14 protein-coding genes are annotated in these 24635 nt (G+C 49.5%); 4 read left to right on the top strand and 10 right to left on the bottom strand.

All coding sequences use genetic code 11. The features are described 5' to 3' along the window. Nucleotides 1-143: 143 nt before the first annotated feature. Complete coding sequence (locus BM202_RS12415) at nucleotides 144-1160, top strand: zinc-binding alcohol dehydrogenase family protein (protein ID WP_093826453.1); 1017 nt, start codon at nucleotides 144-146, stop codon at nucleotides 1158-1160. A 2-nt stretch (nucleotides 1161-1162) separates the two neighbouring features. After that, nucleotides 1163-2125 (top strand): glycoside hydrolase family 43 protein, encoded by a 963-nt coding sequence (locus BM202_RS12410; protein ID WP_093826451.1) that lies wholly within the window; start codon nucleotides 1163-1165, stop codon nucleotides 2123-2125. A gap of 121 nt (nucleotides 2126-2246) precedes the next feature. Here the strand turns inward: BM202_RS12410 and BM202_RS12405 are convergent, their stop codons facing one another. Then, nucleotides 2247-2705 (bottom strand): DoxX family protein, encoded by a 459-nt coding sequence (locus tag BM202_RS12405; RefSeq protein ID WP_093826449.1) that lies wholly within the window; start codon nucleotides 2703-2705, stop codon nucleotides 2247-2249. Nucleotides 2706-3064: 359 nt separating this feature from the next. Here BM202_RS12405 and BM202_RS12400 point away from each other — a divergent pair, with 359 nt between their 5' ends. After that, nucleotides 3065-3868 carry an NIPSNAP family protein gene (locus BM202_RS12400; RefSeq protein WP_093827231.1) on the top strand — a complete coding sequence of 268 codons (804 nt, stop codon included), beginning with the start codon at nucleotides 3065-3067 and terminating at the stop codon, nucleotides 3866-3868. A 46-nt stretch (nucleotides 3869-3914) separates the two neighbouring features. On the opposite strand, the gene BM202_RS12395 is transcribed toward BM202_RS12400, so the two are convergent. The 9 genes from BM202_RS12395 to BM202_RS12355 all read right to left on the bottom strand — a co-directional run bounded on the left by BM202_RS12395 (nucleotide 3915) and on the right by BM202_RS12355 (nucleotide 22360). After that, nucleotides 3915-6827: a glycoside hydrolase family 95 protein gene (locus BM202_RS12395; protein WP_093826447.1), complete on the bottom strand. Its 2913-nt coding sequence runs from the start codon at nucleotides 6825-6827 to the stop codon at nucleotides 3915-3917. A 79-nt stretch (nucleotides 6828-6906) separates the two neighbouring features. Then, nucleotides 6907-8487, bottom strand: a complete 1581-nt coding sequence (locus tag BM202_RS12390) for a sodium:solute symporter family transporter (RefSeq protein WP_093826445.1) — start codon at nucleotides 8485-8487, stop codon at nucleotides 6907-6909. A gap of 183 nt (nucleotides 8488-8670) precedes the next feature. Beyond that, entirely contained in the window at nucleotides 8671-9732 is a 1062-nt protein-coding gene (locus BM202_RS12385) for a Gfo/Idh/MocA family protein (protein WP_093826443.1), read from the bottom strand. Between the two features lie 9 nt (nucleotides 9733-9741). Beyond that, nucleotides 9742-12255 (bottom strand): L-rhamnose mutarotase, encoded by a 2514-nt coding sequence (locus tag BM202_RS12380; RefSeq protein ID WP_093826441.1) that lies wholly within the window; start codon nucleotides 12253-12255, stop codon nucleotides 9742-9744. Between the two features lie 97 nt (nucleotides 12256-12352). Next, nucleotides 12353-15145 (bottom strand): glycoside hydrolase family 2 TIM barrel-domain containing protein, encoded by a 2793-nt coding sequence (locus tag BM202_RS12375; protein WP_093826438.1) that lies wholly within the window; start codon nucleotides 15143-15145, stop codon nucleotides 12353-12355. Nucleotides 15146-15197: 52 nt separating this feature from the next. After that, nucleotides 15198-16100 (bottom strand): glycoside hydrolase family 43 protein, encoded by a 903-nt coding sequence (locus BM202_RS12370; protein WP_093826436.1) that lies wholly within the window; start codon nucleotides 16098-16100, stop codon nucleotides 15198-15200. Next, nucleotides 16097-17512, bottom strand: coding sequence for a glycoside hydrolase family 140 protein (locus BM202_RS12365; protein ID WP_093826434.1), 1416 nt, complete (start codon nucleotides 17510-17512; stop codon nucleotides 16097-16099). Before BM202_RS12365 ends, BM202_RS12370 begins: the two co-directional genes overlap by 4 nt. A gap of 184 nt (nucleotides 17513-17696) precedes the next feature. Continuing rightward, nucleotides 17697-19112, bottom strand: coding sequence for a RagB/SusD family nutrient uptake outer membrane protein (locus BM202_RS12360; RefSeq protein WP_093826432.1), 1416 nt, complete (start codon nucleotides 19110-19112; stop codon nucleotides 17697-17699). 80 nt (nucleotides 19113-19192) lie between these two features. After that, nucleotides 19193-22360 carry a SusC/RagA family TonB-linked outer membrane protein gene (locus tag BM202_RS12355; RefSeq protein ID WP_093826430.1) on the bottom strand — a complete coding sequence of 1056 codons (3168 nt, stop codon included), beginning with the start codon at nucleotides 22358-22360 and terminating at the stop codon, nucleotides 19193-19195. A 1005-nt stretch (nucleotides 22361-23365) separates the two neighbouring features. On the opposite strand from BM202_RS12355, the gene BM202_RS12350 reads away from it, so the two are divergent. After that, nucleotides 23366-24547 (top strand): acyltransferase family protein, encoded by a 1182-nt coding sequence (locus tag BM202_RS12350; RefSeq protein WP_177236574.1) that lies wholly within the window; start codon nucleotides 23366-23368, stop codon nucleotides 24545-24547. Nucleotides 24548-24635 lie beyond the last annotated feature (88 nt).

Here is a 24635-nt window from a genome sequence, read left to right as displayed (position 1 = left end):
TCAAGAAAAAGAGAACATAGGTTTAGTGTATTTTTTAAACTTGCCGAAAGTTTTAAACCATGATATGTAGCTGCGATACGTAGTTTTGCAATCCTCGGACTGCATGTCCTGGAGTCTTTCGGCAAGTTTTTTTTATAAGCTATATGGAAACCTTAGTGTGTACTACCCCTGGTCAGTTGGATTACAGGCAGGGCGAAAAACCAGTACCAGCGCCCGGTCGGGCTATTATCCGAATCAAACGCATTGGCATCTGCGGAACCGATTTGCACGCCTTTGAGGGTACGCAACCGTTCTTTAATTATCCCCGAATTCTGGGTCACGAACTATCTGGTGAACTGATGGGGGCCGACGAAGCCCCCGGCTTTTCGTTGGGTGAAATCGTGACGTTTATCCCTTATTTTAACTGCGGAACCTGCATTGCCTGCCGATCGGGAAAGCCTAATTGCTGTGCCAAACTGGAAGTGAGTGGTGTACACATAGACGGCGGAATGGTTGAGTACCTGTCTGTTCCGTCCTACTCGCTGGTACACGGCGACGGTTTATCTGTTGATGAACTGGCTTTGGTCGAACCATTAGCGATTGGTGCCCATGGCGTGCGAAGGGCCGATGTTAAGCCGGGTGAATTTGTCCTGGTGATTGGAGCCGGGCCCATTGGGTTGGGCGTAATGGAGTTTGCCCGTATTGCGGGCGGCAACGTGATTGCTTTGGACATCAATGCAGGTCGGCTAGCCTTTTGCCAGGAGAAACTGAACGTTCCCTATACCATCAACGCGCTTTCTCCGGATGTAATGGAGCAGCTCCAGACCATCACCAACGGCGATATGCCGACGGTCGTGATCGATGCTACAGGAAGTTTGAAAGCCATAAATAACAGTTTTCAATATATGGCGCATGGCGCTCTATACGTATTAGTTGGGCTCCAACGGGGCGACATCTCCGTAAATCATCCCGAATTTCACAAGCGTGAAGCGACGCTGATGAGCAGCCGCAACGCAACCCGCGCCGACTTTGAACATGTTATCGCGAGCATGAAACAAGGACTGATTTCGCCAACGACATACATTACCCACCGGGTAGCTTTCGGGGACGTGCGCGATACGTTCGCCAGTTATCTCGACCCGGCGAATGGTGTCATAAAGGCGATGGTGGAGATTCCATAGGCATGAAAAAAGCCCTGCTATCGCTTTCTGTAATTTGCCTGCTTGTGGGTTTTCGACCACTCTCTAACGTGGCTAACCCAACAAAAAATAGCTACCTGTTTGCCTATTTCAAAGGGAACGGTGAGGATGGACTGCATTTCGCATCAAGTACCGACGGGTTGACCTGGACATCGCTCAAAAATGATCAGTCGTTTCTAAAACCCGCTGTTGGGCAGGACAAACTCATGCGCGATCCATGCATTACGCAGGGACCCGATGGTACGTTCCATATGGTCTGGACGGTGAGCTGGAAGGAAAAAGGCATTGGCTATGCGTCTTCGAAAGACCTGATTCACTGGTCGGAGCAACGCTACGTTCCACTGATGGAGCACGAACCCAATGCGAAGAACTGCTGGGCACCGGAGATTTTCTATGATGAGGCCACGCGCCAGTATTTTATCTTCTGGGCAACCAGCATTCCGGGTCGTTACCCCGCAACCGACAACGAAAGCCAGCCGGGTTCAAAAGCCTCGAACCGAAATCATCGGATTTACTACGTGACCAGCAAAGATTTGAAGACATTCACCAAAGCGAAGCTGTTCTACGATCATGGGTTCAGCGTTATTGACGCTACGCTCATGAAAGATGGCAAGCGTTACGTTATGTTCTTGAAGGATGAAACCGATCAGCCGTTTACCCCGCAGAAGAATCTACACGTAGCGTTCAGCGATAAAGCCGAAGGGCCCTATAGCAAACCGTCGACCTCCATCACGGGCGATTTCTGGGCCGAAGGGCCCACCGTACTGAAAATCGGAAATGAGTGGACTGTGTATTTTGACCGTTACCGCGATCACCGATACGGGGCCATTCAATCAACCGATCTGGAACACTGGACAGACGTCTCCGACAAGATACATTTTCCGGCTGGCGTTCGGCACGGAACCGCGTTTCCGGTGTCGGAGGACGTATTGAAGGCATTGAAATGATACACTTTCTCACCTTTCCCCGGTCTGTGTTCTTGTCGTGGGAAATCTACTAAAAACAAGTCCCGTAATCTGTGAGAACGCAGATTACGGGACTTGTTTTTAGTAGCTTGGATCGAATAGCTTACACTGTTGCTTTCAGGCGAAAGTCGCGCTGAGCAGCTTCGTCACCTGATGAAATTGCTTTTAATCGTTTGTGGTACATGAAATACGAGCCAAAACCCAGCGCCACAAAGATAAATATAGGCGCCCACTGGACGAAATCTTTACCGCTATTCGCGACGGAATACGTAGCACCCAGCAAATCAAAAATGAGTCCGGCATACGCCCATTCTTTAAGGCGAGGAAAACCCGGAACCAGAATTGCCACCGACCCCAGTAATTTGGCCCAGCCCAGAAACGGAATGATGTAAGTCGGGTAGCCCATTTCGTGAAATCCCTGCACCGACATGGGGTTGACCATAATGTTGGGAATGGCGGAACCCGTCATAACGAATGCAAACAATCCGGTCAGAATCCAGTACGTGATGTTGGTCTTTTTCATGGCTTTAGGGGTTGCGTTTTCAGCATTGATTTGTGTCATGTGTAGTTGTTGTTTGACTTACTTACCTGACAAATTTACGGCCCTTACGTCACTTCGATAGGGGGTAGAAACGGCAATAAAAGGGTCATTTCCGCCATTGTTTTCGTGATCTGCCCGTGCCCGTTTCGTATGCCGTTTGTCAAAAATCACCAGTAGCGATGCCGAAAGTGATGATCTTATTCTGGGTTTAAATGAAACATAGGTCGGCTATCCGGTTTTGGGCGTAAGTAACCCTGTTCGAGGGACCATTCTCGAATTTTGCTGATGAAAGATAAGATAGAACGGGTAGCCTTTTTGCTTTGGTACGTTGTACTAGGACAAGATATTTCGTTGACTGAATGCCTATCAAAAAACGCCTGATGAAAAGACGTAAATTCGTAAAAGCATCCCTCCTCACTAGTGCTGTGACGAGCTTAATCCACCCAGTAAACCAGGCTGCAGCCGCGGTTACTGCTCAGCAAAATGCAAATCCGGAGTTTTATGAATTGCGGATCTATAGTTTAAAAAATGCCAGGCAACGGAAAGCCGTCGAGAGCTATCTGCAAAATGCCTATATACCGGCACTCAATCGGTTAGGGAGCAAAACCATTGGCGTATTTAGCGAATACCTCCCGCAGGGGTTTACCAAATTAGTGGCCGTAATTCCCTTCAACTCATTGGACGATTATTTCAATACGTCCGATAAACTGGCCAAAGATGACGCCTATCAGCAAGCCGGGGCCGACTATTTAAACGCCGAGGCCACTGCACCACCCTATGAACGTATTGAAAGTTCGTTACTGAAGGCTTTTGTCGGCATGCCCAAACTGGAAGTGCCCGAAAAAAAGGCGCGTATTTTTGAGTTACGTCGCTATGAAAGCCACAACGAAACGGCTGGGAGAAAGAAAATTGAGATGTTCAATCAGGGGGGTGAAATTTCCATTTTCAAGCGGGTTGGCCTGACGCCGGTATTTTTCGGCGAAACGCTTATCGGCCCCATGCGTCCCAATCTGACGTACATGCTAACCTTCGACAATATGGACGAACATGATCAGAACTGGAAAGCCTTTGGGGGCGATCCGGAGTGGAAAAAGATCAGTTCCGTACCTGAATTTGCCGATGCCAAAATCGTTTCGAACATCAACCGTATGTTCCTGATTCCTGCGGCTTTTTCTCAAATTTAGTAGCTGGTTACACCCATGTGAATGGGGAGAGTTGGACTGTTGGCTATCACAACAGTTTCAACTCTCCATTCAATCGATACGTCTTCCCTTTTTGAGTCGTAAAACGCATTTGCTTGTCACCGTACCGAAGCACGCAGGGTAGCCCGGCGTTGGACGTAACGTCGACCCCGATCAGATGCCCCTGCTGCCAGCGGATGTTCAGGACAAAACCGCCCTGCGCGCAAATGCCGTTGATATAGCCAGTCGGAAAAGCGGTTGGGAGGGCAGGAAGTAAGTCAATCGTTTGGGCGGCACCCCGCTTTTCCTGACTCTGCAGCAACATCTCGGCAATGCCACTCGCTCCCCCAAAATTACCGTCGATCTGGAATGGTGGATGCGCGTCGAACAGGTTGGGATAGGAGCCGCCACCCGTTACGCCTTCGGGCGAAAAAGCCGGACGGAAAAGCAATTTGAGCATGTTATAGGCATGATTTCCATCGCGGAAACGTGCCCAGAAATTGATTTTCCAGGCCAGACTCCAGCCGGTTCCTTCGTCGCCCCGCTCCAGCAACGATTGCCGGGCGGCTTTTATCAGGTCGGGTGTTTCGTCCCACGTAATGTCGGTGCCGGGGTGAACGCCCCAGAGGTGCGATACGTGCCGGTGCGTGTCTTTCGGGTCGTCAACATCCTGCAGCCACTCCTGCAACTGTCCGCGCTTGCCAATCTGATTCGGCGCAATCTGGCCATACATCGTTTTCAACGTATCGCGGAACGTAGCGTCGGTACCCAGGATTTCACTGGCCGCCACGCAGTTTTTGAACAGATCGCGGATAATCTGATGATCCATCGTCGGACCAGCCACCAAACCACCGTGTTCGGGTGAGTTGGAGGGCGTACTAATGAGCCAGCCCGTTTTTGGGTCTTTGACCAGAAAATCGACGAAAAACTGAGCGGCTTCTTTCATGGCTGGGTAGGCCCGTTTTTGCAGAAACGCCCGGTCCTGCGAGTAACGATAATGTTCCCACAGGTGATGCGACACCCACGCGCCACCACTCACCCAGATGCCGTGATTCGATGCGTTGATGGGTGCCGTACCGCGCCAGAGATCAGTGTTATGATGCAGCACCCAGCCGCGGGCATTATAGTGCGCTTTAGCGGTCTTCCGACCCGATTCGACCAGCTCTTCGATCGCGGTAAACATTGGTTCGTGACAGGCCGACAGATTCAGCATTTCGGCGGGCCAGTAATTCATCTGTAAGTTGATGTTCGTGGTGTACTTGCTGCCCCAGGGCGGGGTGAGCAGGTCATTCCAGATGCCCTGCAAATTAGCCGGTTGTGACGGTATCGCATCGGCGAACCGACCGTTGCGGTTCGGTCGTGAACTCGAAATCAATAAATACCGACCATATTGCAGGTATAAGGCCGCCAGTGAGGGGTCATACGATTTCTCGAATTGTTGCAGCCGTTCATCGGTGGGCAGTCCTTCATTGGGCGAAGCCCCCAGGTCGAGCGTCAACGTATTGAAATAGGTTTGATAGTCCTTGATATGAGCCGCTTTTACCACGTCGAAGCGTTTGGCACGTAGCATCTGCAAAGGGCGCTGGCTCATCGTGGCCGGATCACCGGAAACATCGTTGTACTTTTTGAAATTAGTCCCCGCCGTCAGGTAGAGCGTCGCTTCGTCAGCTCCCGACACGATGAGCTTCTTATCCGACACGGTTATCGTTCCTTTCTGTAGCTGAATATGCAGCAGGCTTTCGCCGTTCAAAGCCCCGTTACGTACCTGAACCGACAATGCAATCGTTTGATTGTCAATTCGCCGAACGGATGCGTCCTTGTGCAGACTAGTCAGCGTTGCGTCAAAACTAATCTGGCCCGGCTGACTGGCCGTGAGGTGAACCGCAATAGCTTGGTCGGGTGCGCTGGCGAGGTATTCGCGCGTAAACCGCACGCCATAGGCCGAGTACGTAACACGGGAAATGGCCTTCGATAGATCCAGCTCGAAGCGATAGTTCATGGCTTGCCCATGATTTTTATACCGCATCCATAAGTCGCCGAACGGTTGATAGTCAGCCTGATACCGGGGAGCAATTGGTGGATTGTCGTCCTGAATCCAGTACTTGAACGGTTGGCTGAGTGGAACACCGTCGGCAGGTTGCCCGCCTTCTGGATACACGACAAACGTTGGCTGGTTGGTTTTGACGCCAATGAAACCGCCTTTATCGAACAGATTGATTACCTGAATGGCCAGTTGATTTCTGCCAGCTTTCAACTTCGACGCCGGGATTTTGTAGCGTCGGTTTTTGGCGATGCCTTCGTCGGAGCCGACCAATTCACCGTTCAGATACGTGAAATCCTGATCACGAATACGTCCCATGTCCAGCACGACGTCCTTTCCCGCCCAGGCTTCGGGCAAGTCGAACGTCGTGCGAAACCAGACGGCCCCATCCAGTCCTTCCCGCCCGGCCTCTCGTGGCCTGGCTTTCTCCCAGCCGTCAGCGGTTGGAACGTTCATCGTTTTCCAGGACTGGTCATTGAACGTAGCCGCCGTGGGGTTTGATGCTACGTTACTCAGCTTGCGAACATCAGCCAACCAGGCATCTTTCTTTTGGGCATAGCCATCCTCATTACTTTGCCTGCCCATGAATTTATCCTGCGCCAGTTGCTCCGCTTCGGCCTGTTTGCCTTCGGCGAGTAGTTGGCGAATCTGGGGTAAATACTGAGCCGCACCTTCGCGCTGGTACTCGCGCGGTTCGCCCGTCCAGAGGGTTGCTTCGTTGAACTGAATATGATCTTCCAGAATACCGCCGAACACCATGCCACCTAACCGCCCATTGCCAATTGGCAGCGCTTCAACCCACTGATTAGCTGGTTGTTTATACCACAAAATCGGCTCTGGCGGCACTGGGAACTGGGCCTGAGCAACGAGTGTCAGACTGGCAGTTAAAAGGGAGAGCGTTAGGAATGTGGGCTTTTTCATAATACACTGTAGCCTGGACGGCTACGTCCGGGTGTAAATTAATGCTTTTTGCTACCCGAACGTGGCCGTCCAGGCTACTTCAATCAAAAACTAAATACAATCCCACCATTGTGATAATCAGTGAAATCCAGGCAATCCACACGCGACGAGTTGGTTTGATGGCGTCTGATCGCAACGTAACGGGCGTATAAATGGCCGGATTTTTATCGAGCAGTGAAATCAAAATAGCCGTAATTAACAGTATCGCAAAAATGGCGAACGACAGCAACAGATAATGCGGCCAAAAGCTGTATTTGTCGGGCGGAAGAACCCACAAATACACGATGCCGACTCCCAGACTAAAGGCCGAGCCGATTGATAACACGGTGTTTACGGCTTTTCGGGTGGTGCGTTTCCAGAAGACTGTCAGCAGGAAAACGACCGATAAAGGCGGGGCAATGAACCCCAGCACCGACTGAAATACGTCGAATAGATTCAGTCCTTTGATGCTGTCAATGGCCAGCGCCATCCCGACGGCAAACAGACAACCCACAATAACCGTCATCCGTCCCACTTTGATCAGTTGAGCATTGCTGGCGTTGGGGTTGATTTTTCGGGCATACACATCCATCGTGAAGACCGTACTCAGTGAATTTAACGACGAACCAATCGTGCCAACCAGCACCGCAATCAAGACTACAATGACCAGCCCGTTCATGCCCGGTGGAAACAGGTTGGTCACCATCGTCATGTAAGCTTCGGCGGGGTCTTTCAGGTTTGGAAACAGAATGAAACAAAGAATCCCCGGCAGAATAAACAACGGCAGCGACAGGATTTTGAGCCAGCCAATGAAGTTGACGCCCAACTGTCCCTGCTCCAGATTTTTAGCACCCAGCACCGATTGCACCATCGACTGATCGGTGCAGAAAAAGGCCACAGCTGCCACCGGATAGCCTAGCAAAATAGCAGGCCAGGGGTACTTTGTGTCGCTGGCCGGATGAATCAGACTCCAGTATCCGATGGGGGCTTTCTGGAAAACGGCTTCCAGACCTCCCACTTTGTTGATGCCAAGAATCGTAAGTGTTAACGATACGCCAATCAGCAAAATCATCTGGAACACATTCACCCTGGCAATGGCTTTCAGTCCGCCCGTATACGCGAACAGTCCGGCAAACAGCACGAGCACAGTTACCGACTGCCACATTGGAATGCCCAGAATCTGACGTACCAGAAACCCGCCCGCAAACAGCCCCAGCGACAGCCAGGAAATCAGAATTTTGATGAGCGCATACCACGCCAGAATCGTCTGGGTCGATTCGCCGTACCGCTGGCCCATAAATTCGGGCATGGTCGTTACGTTGGCGGCCAGGTATTTAGGTGCGAAAACGATGGCCAGCAAAAACAGAAAGACGAATGCGTACCAGTCGAAATTGATCGCCACGATCCCCGTGCTATACCCGATACTCGCAAACGCCAGCAGCATGGACGGCCCAACGTTGGTGCCCCACATATTGAACCCAATACTCGCCCATCCCAGCGACTTATTCGCCAGAAATAGCGTCTCGTCCGGCTGACCTTTTTTCGGCACACTGGCTTTGTAGCCAATCACCGCCAGAATAATCAGGTACGCCAGGACGATAAAATAATCTAACGCAGTTAAGCGGTCGGTAATGTTGTTCATAGGTTTTATTACGTATTCTCCCTTTTCACTTAGCTTTCCGACCGGGCACCGTTTTTGTTTGGCTTTGCCGAGTGAAGAGTATATTTTCAAGGGCCTCTGGCCCATTGCTGACATAATGAATACGGCGGGACGCCCTAAGCTCTAAGCTATACTCTTCACTCGGCAAAGCCAAGCGAAAACAACCTACAGCCCGTGCTCTCTCAATACGTCCTGCACCTTCACCGGCTGGCCGGTTTGCAGGGACTTGTCCATCGATTGAAGCAAGGCAACCGTACCGATTCCTTCCCGAATATCCGGGTACGCCGTCTGGCCCGATTCCAGGCACGTAGCGAAATAATCGAGGTAATTCTGGTATTCGCCCGCGTGGTGACTTTTGCCCTCAAACCGGAAATAATGCTTCAGTTTATGCTCCCAGGTCTGCACAATTTCCTCGCCGGTATTGGTCGTAATGGCGTAGCGCAAATCCATATAATCGGCCTGAGAACACCCTTCCGTGCCGCGAAGAATACAGCTCATTTCGGAGTCGCGGACGACCGGTTGCACGGGGCCGGTGTAGGCACCACTCACGCGGGCAATACGTCCGTCGGTAGCTTTAAAAATGAAGTGCATCGTATCGGCATTTTTTAAACCGCCTTTCCGTCCGTTGGCGCTGAGCATGCCGTAGCCCATCACCTCCTCAATATTCGGTAGATACCAGCGAATGAAATCAACGGGATGACTGAGACCACCGTAGAGCCATTTGAACGCATTTTCGAGCGACCACCCTTTGTCCAGAAACCAGCGATGATCGGCGTGATAGTAGCCTTCGATGGTAATCAACTCACCGATCAGGCCCTTTTCAAAATCACTACGTTGCTTCTTCATCGGCTCGAAAAAGCGGGAACTCTGCCCCACGAATACCTTTTTGCCCGTTTTCTCGCTGATGTCGATGAGCTCTTTCGCTTTCGATAAATCATCAATAAACGGCTTGGTGCAAACGACGTGCTTGCCATGCAGTAGCGCCTGTTTGGTGTGTTCCGCGTGGAATTTATCGGGCGTATAAATCGCGATAACATCAAGCGTCGGGTCGTCGAGTAAGTCCTGATAATTGGTCGTATAGCTCTGAAAATCAAATTCCTTGGCCCGTTGCTGACACAGCTCGATCTTCTGATCACAGACCTTGACCAACTCATAATTTGGGCTCGACAATGCCGCCGACATGGTGCTACGTCCTTCGCCTAATCCTAAAATGCCTAATCGTAACATGCGTTTTGTTTAATTCTTTATAGCTTTCAATTCCACCCAAACCTCGCCCGGTTTTGTGCCGGAAATGCCTTCCTGATACTTCTTCATGCGGGCATTCCACTCATCGACGCGCGGGTTGTTGTCTGTGGTTTTGGGATTGAGTTTGTCTAAACTTTCGCCTTTGGGAACACTGATGACCAGCATCAGTTGCCGACCGTTTCTGTATAAAAGCAGTTGCTGAAAATTGGCGTTACAAAACCCTTTGGCGACCTCCGGCCATTTCTCAAACTGCGTAGCGTGATAGTCCAGATACTCGTTCTGGAGTTTTGGATCGGCAACCAGATTCGCGGTTAAAATAGTATGTTCCCACTCGCTGGCTTTGGCGTTGTTGCCGCAACGGTCTCGGTTGAATTCGTAAAATAGATCATAGTACGTCTTGATCGTCGTGCCCGGAAAAGCGGACTGTAATCGCCCACTGAGCACGGATACGTCCTGCACTTTATCGAAAATAACGTAGTGATTTCCCCACTGATACAGCGATTCGGGATTGATCTTCGTGCGAATCAAAACAGCTTTTAGTTTCTGTAAATCAATAACTTGGCCCGCATTTGCGACTAGTTCAACAATGACCGGATTTTCTTTATTGATTCCCCATTTCGGATCGACGGACGTTTTGCTACGTAGTAGATTCAGGTACGGTGCCTGAAGACCTGCTTTCGTTTTGATGCTATCGGCCACCTGCGGCCCATTGTGCGTCCATGCATTGTTGGGACCGTTGGCATTTTGGAGGTATTTCTCCGAGGGCGTCCAGTTATCCTTTATCGTGAAATACGACGAACCTTCGTCTGTGTACAGGTAAAACCAGTGCGTCGGAAGATGAGCATACGGTGCTTTGTAAACGCTGTCAATGTAATTCTCCGCGATGATCGAACCGGGTTGCGCCGAGAGCGTATAAATGGCGGCCGCATCGTATAGGTGCTTGGCGAAGTGATGAATTTTGTTTGCCACCACGGTATTGTTCCGCATGGCGTTGATGGTACGTGTCCAGCCCCACCCCAGGCTGATGCCGCTGTACGATACGTTGCTGATCTCGTTGTGCTCGATCGTGATCCCTCGGACGTAGCCCGCACCAATGCCAACACTGCCCCAGTCTTCGTTTGTTACGTTGGTAATCAGGTTGTTGCTAATGAGTAAGTTGCTGCACACGTCCCGTTCGTCGGTAGGGTTGTAAGGTAAATGAATCTCGGTGGCTTCATCAGCAAAAACACCCGCCTGAATGCCCGTACCGCCAATGTCGCTGAACAGATTGCCCCGAATGATATTGTCCTGAACACCTTTGTGGTAATCGAGCCCGGTGGCCGCCATGTGCTCGAACTGACAATTCTCGATGGCCGTATGATTGGCAAAATTCACCTCAACCCCTGCTGCCGGACGCCCAACCCATGCCTGGTTTTCCAATGACTTTTTATCGGGTGTCCCTGGAATCTTCAGCTTGTAGGCATCCAGCATGTACAGCCCCGCCTGATGCGGCACGTGCCCCTGTTGCGAAGGCCGCAGCCAGCCCGTATGCTGAAACGCGATGCCTTTGAACAGGACGTTTGACACCGGATGGTCAACTGTTCCCGTGATACGTACCAGCGTTTCGAGCGAGGGCGCGATAACCTGTGCCGTGGCGAGGTTTTCGTTCGGACGAGGGATGTAATAGATTTTTTCGGCTCTGGTATCCAGAAACCATTCGCCGGGCTGGTTCAGAAACTGAATAGCGTTGCTCAGGTAAAATGCGGAGTTACCGGTTTCCTTCGAAATCCAGGGCGCTGGCCACGGATGCTCGGACTGAATGCGGCTTTCGGGCTGATGGAACCAGAGTTTTGCACTATCGCCTTTTACCTCAAGACGTTTAACGCGGAGATTGGCAATCGCCCACCATTGATGAATGAGCATTTCGAGGCCAGCCGCTTTCGACAAATCACCAAATTTAGGGGCCGGAATCCAGCAGGTTTGTTCCTGTTTATTCCACGACAAAATCCGGTTCATCAGCGGATAGGGTGTGTCTTTGGCACGCGTCGCTTTTTCACCGTTCACCCACAACTGCCGGAACTCAATCGGCCGACCACCGACTTTGGGCGCGTCAGCTATCCAGACTTTTCCAACGGCTTCTTTGGGTAAATCCGCTACGTTGCCTCTTACTTTCTGCCAGTTCGTGACAGCTATGCCACCGCTTAAAACTGGCTTTTCATCATGTGCCGCTTCGATAACGGTTGGACTGGCTGACGTACCGGAGTCTTCGGGACGAATGAAAACGGGCTCGCTCAACGCGTATAGCCCATTTTTCAGATAGATATGTGCGCCTTTGGCAACACCTGGGTCCGCTAACCGACGCAGTTCACGAACCTTACGCAATGCCATTTGTACGCTCGCCACAGGCTTCTCTTTCGTTCCCGCATTTGCATCCGATCCATCCGGCGCCACCCAGATCTGGGCCTCCTGCGCAAAGGTGAGCGAGGTGAGGAAGGAAAGAAATAAGGTGGCGAGGGTTCGTTTCATTTTGTTCAACTATTAGCAATACCCCCAACCCCCTGAAGGGGGCTTTGATTGAGTATGAGGAAAGCCCCCTTCAGGGGGTTGAGGGTTTCATGCAATTTCATTTTCCCGAAAAGTCAAAGTACAACGTCAGTTCTTTGGCGCGGGCGGGTTCTTTTTCGTAGTCGTAAAACGCGTATTTCTGCCCCATTGGGCCGGTGGTTTCGTTCCGTTGTGTTTTGGTGCCAATACTGCTGATGCCCTGCATGAATGAAATATCGCCCGACGGAAAAATGGGTTCGTAGTTGTGCCACTGATCTGTTTTCCAGGCTGGTGTGAAGAGTCGAAAAAAGACATCTTCATTTTCCGTTGCTACGGTGAACGGGTTACCGGCTGCTTCAAATTTGCACCAGTACATGTTGGCGTGATAGCCTTTGAATTCGGGGTAAATCAGCGGTTGCTCGCCCGTTTCGGTGTTGTTGTAGGCTTTGTGCCAGACACCCAGCGCACCGCCTTTCATGCGATTTTTCCAGACACGATACGGACCTTTTCCCATCCATTTAACGCCCTTCATTTCGCTTTCGGGGAAGGAGAAATTGACGCCGTTCATAAAGGTGAAATAGCCATCCGGGAAGTAGCGTACCTTCATTTTTACCCAACCTGATGGATAAATAGTCCACTGTACCGTATTGTAGCTACTTTTTCGATCGAACGTCGATTCGATGATAACCGCCGAGCCGTCAGTACGTTGGGTGATATTTTTGAAATTGTTGACGCCTTCCTGCAAAACGGGGCCGTTGGTCAGCGGAATCGTTCCAGTGGTGTTGCCCACCTGTTTCAAAAGGCCGTTTCGTTTGCTGAACGATAACTTTATCCCGTTCGCTGTTACGTTGTAAAGGGAATCTGTTTCGGTCCTTGCTACAGTACCCGCACCGTCGGTTTTGACGAGCGACGAGGTGATTTTATTGGGTAACGAGATCGGAAAGCTCCAGGTAAAGAGTTCTCGTTTGTGGGGGTCAACGGCTGTGATGTACAGAAAATCGTAGGTTTTCCAATCGGCGGGCAGACTGGCTTTCAACGCACCTTTTTCGAGCGGTTTCAAGCTGGGAACCGTAACAGAAAATGTCTTTTCAACGGGTTTCACCACGTCATTTGGCCCGCCCACTTTAATTAGTTTTCCGGTGAACGAACACTGGTTCGTGTTGGTGAAGTGGTAGCGGTTTTCAATCGGGAACGTACCGTCAAACGTCGGTGTAATTTCCCGATGCTCCAGCTTGATCGGCGACCAGACTTCCTTAACCGTAAAGTAACTGCCTTCTTTTTCACGGTACGGCCCCACAATACCATCGGCACCCCGGTTGCCATCGGTGTCGAGCGGACCTTTTCCACCGTTTCGGTCGGTACGTACCACCCCCTGATCGGCAAAATCCCAGAGAAAACCACCGGCCGCCAGCGGGTCGTGCCACATGGCTTCCCAATAATCCTCAATGCCTGCACCGTGGCCGCCGTCATATAAACCGTGCAGAAATTCAGTGGGCAGTGTTATCGAATGACCGTAGTTGTAATTGCCAATGCCGTAGTTGAACTCGCGATAATGCTGCGTATCGAACCCACCGAAATCCTCCCAGGCATGAATAACGTGTCGTTTTTGAATGTCTTCTTTGGCGAAAAGCGGGTCAAGCTCGTAGTTGTGACCACCTTCGTTGCCGTTGATCCAGCCAATGACCGACGGATGATTGACATCGTGTGTAATGAGTTCGTGGAGTAATTTGGTACCTGTTGGCGTATCGTAATGGCCATGCCAGCCCGCCAGTTCATCAAACACAAACAAGCCCAGCGAATCGCAAATGTCCAGAAAATGATCGTCGGGCGGGTAGTGCGACATCCGAACGGCATTCATGCTCATGTCCTTCATCAGATTCACATCCAGAATACTGATTTTCCTGCTCAGCGCTCGTCCCGATTCCGGCCAGAACGAATGGCGATTCACGCCCTTGAGCTTTATTTTCGTGCCGTTGACATAAATGCCATCCCGCTGCCTCACCTCCACGGTTCGAAAACCGAAGTACTTCGTTACTACGTGAACTGGTTTACCTGCCTGTAACAGACTGAATTCAACTTTGTAGCGATTTGGCGTTTCGGACGTCCACAGCAATGGATTCTGTAGTGCCTTCGTCAACGTAACGGATTGGTTTCCCTGCTCAATTTTTGCGCTAAAGGACGTGCCGACTTTTTGTCCATTTGTGGTGTAAATCTGGGCTGAAACATCCGTCGTTTTACCCGCTGTATTGAGTTGAATCTGAGCCGTAAACGTACCGTTCGCTTTGGCGTCGATCGCTACGTTGGCTATGTGTTCGGCAGGAAGAATTTCCAGATATACGGGTCGAAAAATGCCACCGAAAATCCAGAAATCACCTTTGCGTTCGGCTTCGTTGACAGACGCATTCGTCGAGTGTTTCGATACGGTCGCTTCCAGTAAATTCCCTGACCCATAATTGAGTAGATCTGATACGTCGTATTTGAAGGCATAATACGAACCTTGATGCATTGACCCGGCTGACTTTCCGTTCAGCTTTACCTCCGTATCAGTCATAGCGCCTTCAAACACCAGGTTAATTCGCTTACCTTTCCATGCTGCCGGTGCCTGAAACGCATACTTGTACAGTCCCTGCTCTTTGCCACGCGAACTGTCTTTGGCAAACCCATAATTGTATTTCCCAAAGCCCTGCAACTCCCAGTTCGACGGTACCGGAATGGTTGTCCATTTACCTGAATTCTGCCCTGCCGTGCAATAGAATTGCCAGTTCACGGTGTTATCGTTCCCCGTGCCAGACAGGTAGCGTTTCTCCGTTTGCTGGGCGTGCGTTACGTAAGCCAGCGATATTAGAAAGGCTATTAAAAAACTGTATTTCATCAGCTTCAATTTCAAAACCTATGTTCGGCGTAGTCTCTGACTACGCCGAACATCAATGCAACAACCCCGTCAAAACTTTCTTCTTCACTTTAAAAATTGTCCCGTGTTTGTGGCCTTCAGGAACAGCCGTTTGATCGGAAACATCGGTGAACGTTTTGAAATCATGGGTTTTCACGGCACCGTATTTTTTATCCTGATAGGAGTCGAAGTAAATCAGCCAGTCGTCGCCGACTTTGGCAACGGATGGTCCTTCGGTGAATTGCTTTGTGAATGGAGTTGATACGTTGGTGAATGGTCCCGTCGCTTTATCGCCAAATGCCACTTTGATGTTCCGTTCTGGACGCGAGTTATCTTTCATAACCAGCACGTAATCAGCGTGTTTGCGCTTTACGATGACGGCGTCGATGACGCTGAATTGCGGATCAAAAAAAAGTTGAGTTGGCGTGAAGGTATTGAAATCTTTCGTGGTCGTGTAATACATCCGGTGGTTGTTTTTCTCCTCCTCAATACCGCGCTCAAATCGGTTTGGAATGGTGGAGGCCCAGATGATCACAAACTGATCGGCTTCGTCGTCGTAAAACAGTTCGGGCGCCCACACATTCACCGTCGTTGGTTCGTGCTCCATAACTGGCAGAAACCGCTCTGCTGACCAATGAATCAGGTCTTTTGAACTGGCGTAGCCGAAGCCTTTGTCGTCTTTCCAGCTACTCGTCCAGACCAGATGAAACGTACCGTCTTTCCCCTGTGCAACAGACGGATCGCGCATCACTTTCTGATTGCCAATTTCGGGTTTCAGGAACGTGCGGTTCAAGTCGGTCCACTTGTAGCCGTCGTAGCTGTACATCAGCCGAAGTCCTTCATTCGCCGGTTCATGAAACGAGCTGAACATATACACATCCTTCGAGCAGGACGTGAGGAATAGCAGGGTGATGATTGAGCAGAGGAGTCGATTCATTTCTTCTGAATGACTAAGACCCAGTCATTGCCGTTTTTTGGTTCGGCGGGTGGGTTAAATTCCTGAATCCCTTTGTTCGCTACGTCGCCGATGGCGGTCGTTTTGCCATCGTGTGGACTGAACCACGAAGCGGCTACGGTATTACCCGGAAGTTTGCCCATGTTGAGCTTGATATTCCGGCCGGTGTAGGTGTAAACCAGTGCGTAATCCGGTCCCCGGCTGGCGACTAAATAATCGTACTTACTCCCTTGGTTAGCAATCAGCGACTGGTCGGGGACGCGGTCGAAAAAGGAGTGGGCCAGTATCAGATTTTTCAGATGAATCATCTGTCCGGCACCGGGTGCGTCGATGGCTTTGTCCCAGGCCTCAATCGGGCCGAACGACGTGTGTTTATCGCCCGTCTTGTACATCTGCATCACCGAATTATGCCCGTATGTATACCCAAACGCACCCGCCAGCACGGACCAGTATCCATATCGACGCACATCATCGGCTGACCAGCGCGGCAACGTAGTGTCGTGTAATCCATGCGGAATGCCCTCGTAGGATGGCTCGCCGTCGATATCGGGTTTCGTGGGCTTGAGGGCTAGATCGGCCTGAATGTAGCGCCAGTTGTCTTCGCCGTAATGCAACGTTTCTTTGGCCGATGTGTCCTGCGCATAGGTCTTGTGGCCCGACTGTACCATGTTGAAATCCAGCCAGGGTTCATTGTGGAACCACTCCGTTGACGATGACCGACCGCGTGGATGAAACGTAATCAAATGCGTCGAATCGACCTGGTTGATCGTTCTGCCAATGGTTTTCCAGACGTCCAGCGAGTCAGCGCCTTTAATATCACCACCGTTTAACCAGATAATATTTGGTCGGTTTTTGTAGCGATTGGCGAGAAACTCCGCATAGACTTTGGCTTGCTGCTGATTGACCCCTCCCTGTTTGACGTTATTGCCCCAAACCGGAACCAGCGCCATATAAATTCCTTTTTCGGCGGCTTTGTCTACCACAAAATCAACGTGATCCCAGAAGTCGTATTCGGTTGAGTCGCCGAAGGAAGATCCTTTTGTTATAAGTGGCGTTGCTACGTTCTTATTGATCAGCGCCGAATCGCCGTATACGTTGGTGACTTTAAGCGTGTGCAGCACCATTACCTGAATGACGTTGAAGCCTTTCTGCTTCCGGTTTTCCAGATACGTTTCGGCTTCTTCGCGCGTCAGCCGGCCGAACAACAACCAACCCGTGTCGCCCAGCCAGAAGAAGGGTTTGTTATCGCCAACGGCCAGAAATCGGTTGTTCTCCGAGATGATAAGCTGTTTTGAATCGGGTGCTTTTTTGTCGTTTTCAGCCGTACTACACGCGACAATGATTGTCGCTAGAAAAGTAAAAAGAAGGCTTCGTTTAAAAATCAGGTTTAGCATGTACAAAGAATGCGTTTTTTCAAGGTTGTACTGTGTATGATTTTTTCGCCGGATTGTATGATTTTGCCAATCATATGTTTCGTTGGCTCGCTGGGTTTTGACCTAGTGAATCAAAACAGAACTTAAATGCAACTTCCCGAAAGCTCTAAACTTTCGGGAAGTTGAAAGGCCGGTATGCTAATTGTTAGTACCCAGCGTTCTGGGTAATCGCTGCGTTTTGCGTCCGCACAATTTGCGGAATAGGCCACAGCAGTTTCGTCTGGGTGATAGCTTTTCCTTTGGCCGTCAGCACCGGAATGGCGCGGTTCGTCCGCTTCAGATCGAACCAGCGGTGGAATTCAATCGCTAATTCTGTCCGTCGTTCATGTTCGATGGCCAGGTCGAGGGTTGCATATTTGGCCGTAGGATACGCAGCGTCGCCAAACTTGGGCAATTTAGCCCGTGTCCGCACCAGATTAAGGTACGTAGCATCGCCATTGGCCTCCGATAACATCAGCAACACATCCGCGTAGCGTAATACCATAAAATTGTTGTTAGCCAGTGGGTTACCGCCAACCTGCGTCGCTTTGGTATCGGTCCATTTGATCGGGTATTTCTGCGAAATGAACGTGCCCGAGTTGTTGTAGCCCAGCGCAATTGACACATCACGACGAGGGTCGTTGGCTTCAAATTCGTTGTACAGATCGTCGGTTACCTGATTCATGCCGCCCCCGTAAAAGCCCAGAAAGTTGTTGTTTGGGTAGAACGTCTGGTAGTAACGGCTAAAGGGGGCTGAGGCATTACCCCCCAGGTACTGAATCTCAAAAACGGATTCTTTCGTGTTTTTTACAGTTGGTCCCCATAAATCGGCATAGCCTGCCAGCAATGAATACTGGTTGCTGTTGTAGACTTCTTTCAGGACCGTAGCCGCTGATGTTTTATCGCCTAGCGTTAAATACACTTTGCCCAGCAACGCTTGTGCAGCTCCTTTTGAGGCCCGTCCTGGCATGGTAATCGCCGACGCTAAAGGCAGTTTATCGGCCGCGTAGATGAGGTCTTTCTTAATCTGGTCATAAACAGCACTTTGCGGAGAACGTAGCACGCCATAACTTTCTTCGCCTGTTAATGGTGTCGTAACCAGCGGCACATCGCCCCAAAGCTGAACCATATCGAAATAATAGAGACCCCTTAAAAACATCATCTGGGCTTTAACGCCGTCTTTATACCCCGCATCCACGCTAGCGCCTTCAATCTTGTCCAGTACAATGTTAGCATTGAAAATCGCTTTATAATATTCCTGCCAGAACTGATAAATCATCGTATTGGACGTCGCGAGGCTGTAATCCTTGAACTGCCATTTGTCGGACTGGATACCCGAAATGTTGAACACAATGGCGTTGTCGCTCATTTGCTCATTCGCATACGAAACCGATCCTTCGGGATGATAAACAAGATACAGCGACGCGTAGGCCGCATTGACCGCCAGTTCAAAATCATCTCTGGTTTTGAAATTATCGGCGGTGGGGTTGGAAACTGGATTAAGATTCAAAAAAGACTCTTTGCATCCTGTGGCCGCCAGGCAGAGACAGACGATGGCTAGAATGTGTTTTATATGTTTCATTGTCGTTTCAAGTTTGATTTTTACTACGTTCCCGAAGTTCAGTGTCTTCGGGAAATCGATAAAAAGCTTTCTATAATTCTTTAAAAATCAAGCTTTAAGCCTACAGTTACCGAGCGGGGAAGCGGATACGAACCGTAGTCAACGCCAATGAACGCACCGTTCGGTGCATTACCCGAAGCATTCAATCCATTGCTGCCGCTGGAGTAATTGCTGGCGCCGTAGGTCGTGTTTTCGGGATCGTAGTTGGTGTAGGAACTCCACAGATACACGTTCTCGGCGTTCACATACACGCGGGCTACCCGGAACGGCGTTTTGCTCATCAGCGAGGTCGGCAGCGTATACGATACCCGAATATTTTTCAGGCGCGTGAACGAGGCATCTTCAACCCATAGGCTATGAAACTGATCCTGCAAACCTGTCAGGCCGAGGGTTGCGCGGAAGTGCTTGCCATCGCCGGGATCGGCTTCTGAACGCCAGCGGTTATCCACACTCGCATACATGTTCCGGCCATTGTTCCAGAACCCTAAGTAGCGGAAGTTCTGATTGACAATCTCACCGCCATACGAACCTTGCAGCATGAACGAGAAATCGAATCCCTTGTAGGAGAAATTATTGGTAATACCGGCAATGAAATCGGGCTGATTATTACCCAGCGTCGTCCGGTCGTCAACGGTGATTTTGCCGTCTCCATTCACATCACGAATAATTGGATCGCCGGGTTTGGTGGTGCTGTAGTGCGGAGCGGCATCAACAGCCACCTGGTTTTTGAAGACGCCATCCACTACGTAGCCGAAGAAATTAGAAACGGGCTGACCCACTTCGGTTTTTACCGCCACGACGTAGTCCGTATACGTAATGGGTGCATTGCCGGGGCCTAGTTGAAGTACTTTGTTTCGGTTGAAACTGATATTAAAATCAGTTGTCCAGAGAAATTTACCCGTTGTGTTCTTCGTATTCAGATTCAATTCAACACCGCGATTCTGCATTTTTCCGATGTTCGTTAACTGCGTAGAGAAGCCGGAAATATCGGGTACGGGTACGTTCAGCAGCATGTCATTCGTAACGGAGTGATAATACTCTGCTGATAACCCGATGCGGTCGCTCAACATGCGTAAGTCCAGCCCAATGTTCAACTGAGTTGTCCGTTCCCATTTCAGGTTGGTATTGGCAATATTGCCGATTGCCAGACCCGATGCCAACGTAGCACCAGAAACGTAGTTGGACGAGCCTAACAAACTAATGGCTCCGTAGTTCGGAATCTGGTTATTACCCGCCATGCCGTAGCTGGCCCGCAATTTCAGGTTGTTTATGAACGTAGCATTTTTCATAAACGACTCGTCCGAAATCAGCCAGCCAGCCGATACCGACGGAAAGTAACCCCAGCGAGTGTCCGTTCCGAAACGGGAGCTGCCATCCCGGCGAATCGTGCTTGTCAGGAAATATTTATTCTGGTAGTTGTACTGAGCACGAGCCAGATACGAAATCATCGACCATTCGGTAGCCGTGCTGGAGCCACTTGTCACGACACCCGCGTTCAGGGTTTCGACCAGGTCGTTCGGGAAACTGCCCGACGTAACGGTAGCAAATTCATCGCGTTGTTTTTGAACTGAGTAACCGGCCAGCACATTCAGGCTGTGATCGCCAAATTGTTTGTCATACGTCAGCGTATTTTCCGACAGCCAGTTCAGCATATACGACGACTGCACATTTCCTTCGGCTGGCAGCAACCCTGAATAGCCATACCCCTGGTTTTTAACCCGGTACGAGTTCAGTCGCGTATTGAACAGGTTGCCGCTGATGCTCGTCCGAAACTTCAGATCATCGGTAACGTAGTAATCGGCAAAGGCGGTGGCAAGTGTATTGAATGATTTATTCTGCTTGTGATAGAAGCGAGTTAGCGAATACGGGTGCCACAGGTTCAAATCATTGTAGGCAACGTATTTATTCCAGACCGAATTAGGATCGCGATAGCCCAGATTTCCATTTTCATTGTAAACCGGAAAGATCGGATCACTTTGCTGAGCCAGACTGATGACATCACTTTTACCCTGCGTCCCTTCTGTGCGGTCAAATATAGTCGTCGCCCCCAGGTTCAGGCCAAGGCTAAACTTATCTGATACCTTATGCTTGATGTTGGAACGTAGCGCCAGGCGTTTGTAATAGTTTTCGTCCAAAACCGCCTGCTGGTCCAGATACGCCAGCGAGAATAAGAACTGGGTTTTCTCGGTACCGCCCGAAACCGATAGTTGCGCATTATGCGACGGTGCTACCCGGAACATGACATCCTGCCAGTCGGTACCATTGCCAAATTGCTGCGGATTAGTAATGAAATCTTCGGGAATGCGATACGTTGACGGACGGGCACTGTTAGGGTCAGACGCTTTGTTGACCGCCGGATTCAGGTCGACCCAGGCGTTGTTGTGGGCATCAATGTAATAGCCAATCCACTGTTGCGCATTCATCAGTGGCACTTTGCGAGCCACCGTCTGCGTGCCATATTCATAACCCGCGCTGATGGTGGTTTTTCCGGGCTTCCCCAGTTTCGTGGTAACCAGAATAACCCCACTGGCACCCCGCGAACCATAAATAGCCGCCGATGATGCATCCTTCAATACGTCGACCGACTCAATATCCTGCGGGTTGATCAGGTTTAAGTTGAAGTTTTCTAGTGGAACGCCATCGACGACAAACAGCGGATTCGTTCCGGCCGTAATCGAACTGACACCCCGTATGCGGATGATGGGCGAAACGCCCGGTGCTCCCTGTGACTGCGAAATATTTACCCCGGCAATTTTACCCGCCAGCGACTGCGTAACGTTGCTGAACGACCGGTCTTTGAATTCATTAAATCCGACAGATGCAACGGCTCCCGTGATGGCGCGTTTGCTCTGCGTACCATATCCAACCACTACGACCTCATTAAGCGTTTTGTTGGATGCCTGCATCGATACGTCAATAACCGACCGATTGTTGACCGGAACTTCCTGGGTGTCAAAACTAATCGAGCTAATGACCAGAACTGCGTTTTTCTCAGCAGAGATGGAATATACACCGTCCTGATTCGAGATCGTTCCCGTTTTGGCAGATTTCACCAAAATGGAAGCGCCCGGCAGAGGTTTCCCGGTTTCGTCTGTGATCTTGCCCGTAATAGTATTCGTCTGCGCATAGAGCTGAGCGAAAGAAAAACAAAATAAAACAAAGATCAGGTTGATTTTCCATGATCGTCTATACGTTAAAATAGGCTTCATATGTATTGGTTTAGTTGTAAAAATCAATTGAATTAGTAGGAGTGAGGTACCGAAAACTGACTGTTTTATTACTAATTTCTAAAATTGTCCCTGGCTGATTTGCTGGCTATTTGCGACTTAATCGATGCGTTTTTGATCATTTGCGAGGGGTAAAATTCATCGACGCCAGTTTGACAATACAAGAGGGTAAATTGAATTTATTCTGGTTGAGACTAACCGATTTCTAACGTAAGAGTATATTAAAACTTGGGAGAAAAATTGTAGAAAACAAGTATTTGATTGGCTCTTTTTACGCAATCGTTACCGGGAACGTTGCCGAAAAGGAATTTTTGACAACGTTATGTAAGTAAACATAGAATAGATACTTTCAGGCCCACTCGATTATAGAATGCGATGTATACTGTATTTTGAGTAAAAGTATAATTATTTAAAGAAGTAAGATTTTATCTCTTTAACGTTCTTTGCTGAATAGTGATCTACATTAACAATATTATAATATGACTATTGATCAGCCCAAAGCTATTATCATGGAGCAGGGAAGGTTAGTTCTACGGCTCAAGTTGATAGGCGGGCTATTGTAAGGTGGCTTCCGTAAATACCAGGGTTAAAAAAACAAAAAAAAGAAAAATTCAGGCGTGCCTACTTATTCTGTAGCGGGATAAAGTTGGGGGAAATAGACCTGATGCTATAAGCTGAATCATCATTTAAATCATTATTAGCTCTAATAATTCCAGTTATCGACCATTGATAGCCAGCAGAAGGCTTTCATATGCTTTCCTGCCGATTATCTCATCTTTTTTTTATTTTTCTTTTATACCAAATTCCCTTGATGCAGGTACAAATAGATTCACGATGAGCTGCTGTTTGCCCCATTCGACTGGCGCAGGTGAAGCTGTAAACGGGATTAAAGACTATAAAAATTTAGACGTATTGACACAAGAGGATGCATCTTTTCTGATTTTCTGTCCTCCTTTAGCTGATGGATTCTTATTCCTGAAGCTTTATATGAAAACTGGTGACGCTCGAGCGATTTGGCTTGACTATTTACGTTCGTTTGTTACACTTCTGGTCGTCGCGCATCATGCGGCATTGGCGTATCCCACATTTGCTTATTTTGACCCGACTCATTATATCTATTCAACTGCCCCCATCGTAGATGACAATCGTTGGTCGGGCCTGGATACGTTCATTAGCTTCAATGACCTGTTTTTCATGCCATTGATGTTTTTGATCAGTGGCTTGTTTGTCTATCGGGGCCTAGCTAAAAAAGGTATAAGGGCTTATCTGATAGATCGTTTCATCCGGCTGGGAATTCCTTTTCTAATCGCTGAGGTGATCCTTATTCCGATCGCTTATGCGCCTACTTTTTACCAGGTTACGCAGTCAACGGATTTTACTACGTTCATAAAGGATTATAGTTTAGTACAACAATGGCCCGTTGGTCCGCCCTGGTTTATCTGGCTGTTAGTAGCGTTTGATGGTGTTGCGGTCCTCATTTTCAAGTGGAGAAAGTCCTTTTACATAGGCGTTGGATATTGGTTGGCCAGGCTGAGCAAACGGCCGGTTTATTTATCCGCAGTTATCTATGGAGTTGTTGCCATTAGTCTGATTCCTCTGAGTTTATGGGTAGGCCAATATACATGGGTAGGCAACTGGGGGCCATTCGATTTTCAACTAAACCGGCTTTTGTTTTATTTAGTATTCTTCCTGCTGGGCAGTTGCCTGGGTGCGACCGATTGGCAGAATTATCTTTTCAGTCAGAACAGGCTTTTCGGTAAAGACCGGCTGGTCTGGCTCGTTGTATGTCTGGGCTGTTTTTTACTGTTCGTGATAATTTCCCGTGCTGGAGCTACCTGGGTTAAGCAAGGGTATATGACCTCTACAGAAGGCTACTTCCTGTATGATGTAGTGTTTGTTGCCAGTTGCCTGGCTAGTATGGGGGCATGCATCAGTTTTTTCAAACAGTCAATTACCCGCCCGCTTACAGGATGGAACAGTTTGTCGGCCAATGCTTACGGGATTTACGTCGTGCATTACGGATTTGTCACCTGGTTACAATTCGCTCTTCTTTCGGTCAACGTACCGGCTATTGTCAAGTTCGTCATTGTCTTTTTGGGTGCGTTGAGTCTAAGCTGGCTAAGTAGCCGTTTACTCCGACGGAGTACTGTCGTATCAAGGGTTTTGTAACTTACTTCGTTGTATCTTCTTGACAGATGTGTGTCGCCTAAGTCACCCGTGTTGACTCATCTGTCTCGGTAGTCTTACTATGGGCATC

The sequence above is a fragment of the Spirosoma endophyticum genome (assembly GCF_900112365.1).
Classification (GTDB): domain Bacteria; phylum Bacteroidota; class Bacteroidia; order Cytophagales; family Spirosomataceae; genus Spirosoma; species Spirosoma endophyticum.
This window is presented reverse-complemented; position numbering and strand designations above follow the sequence as displayed.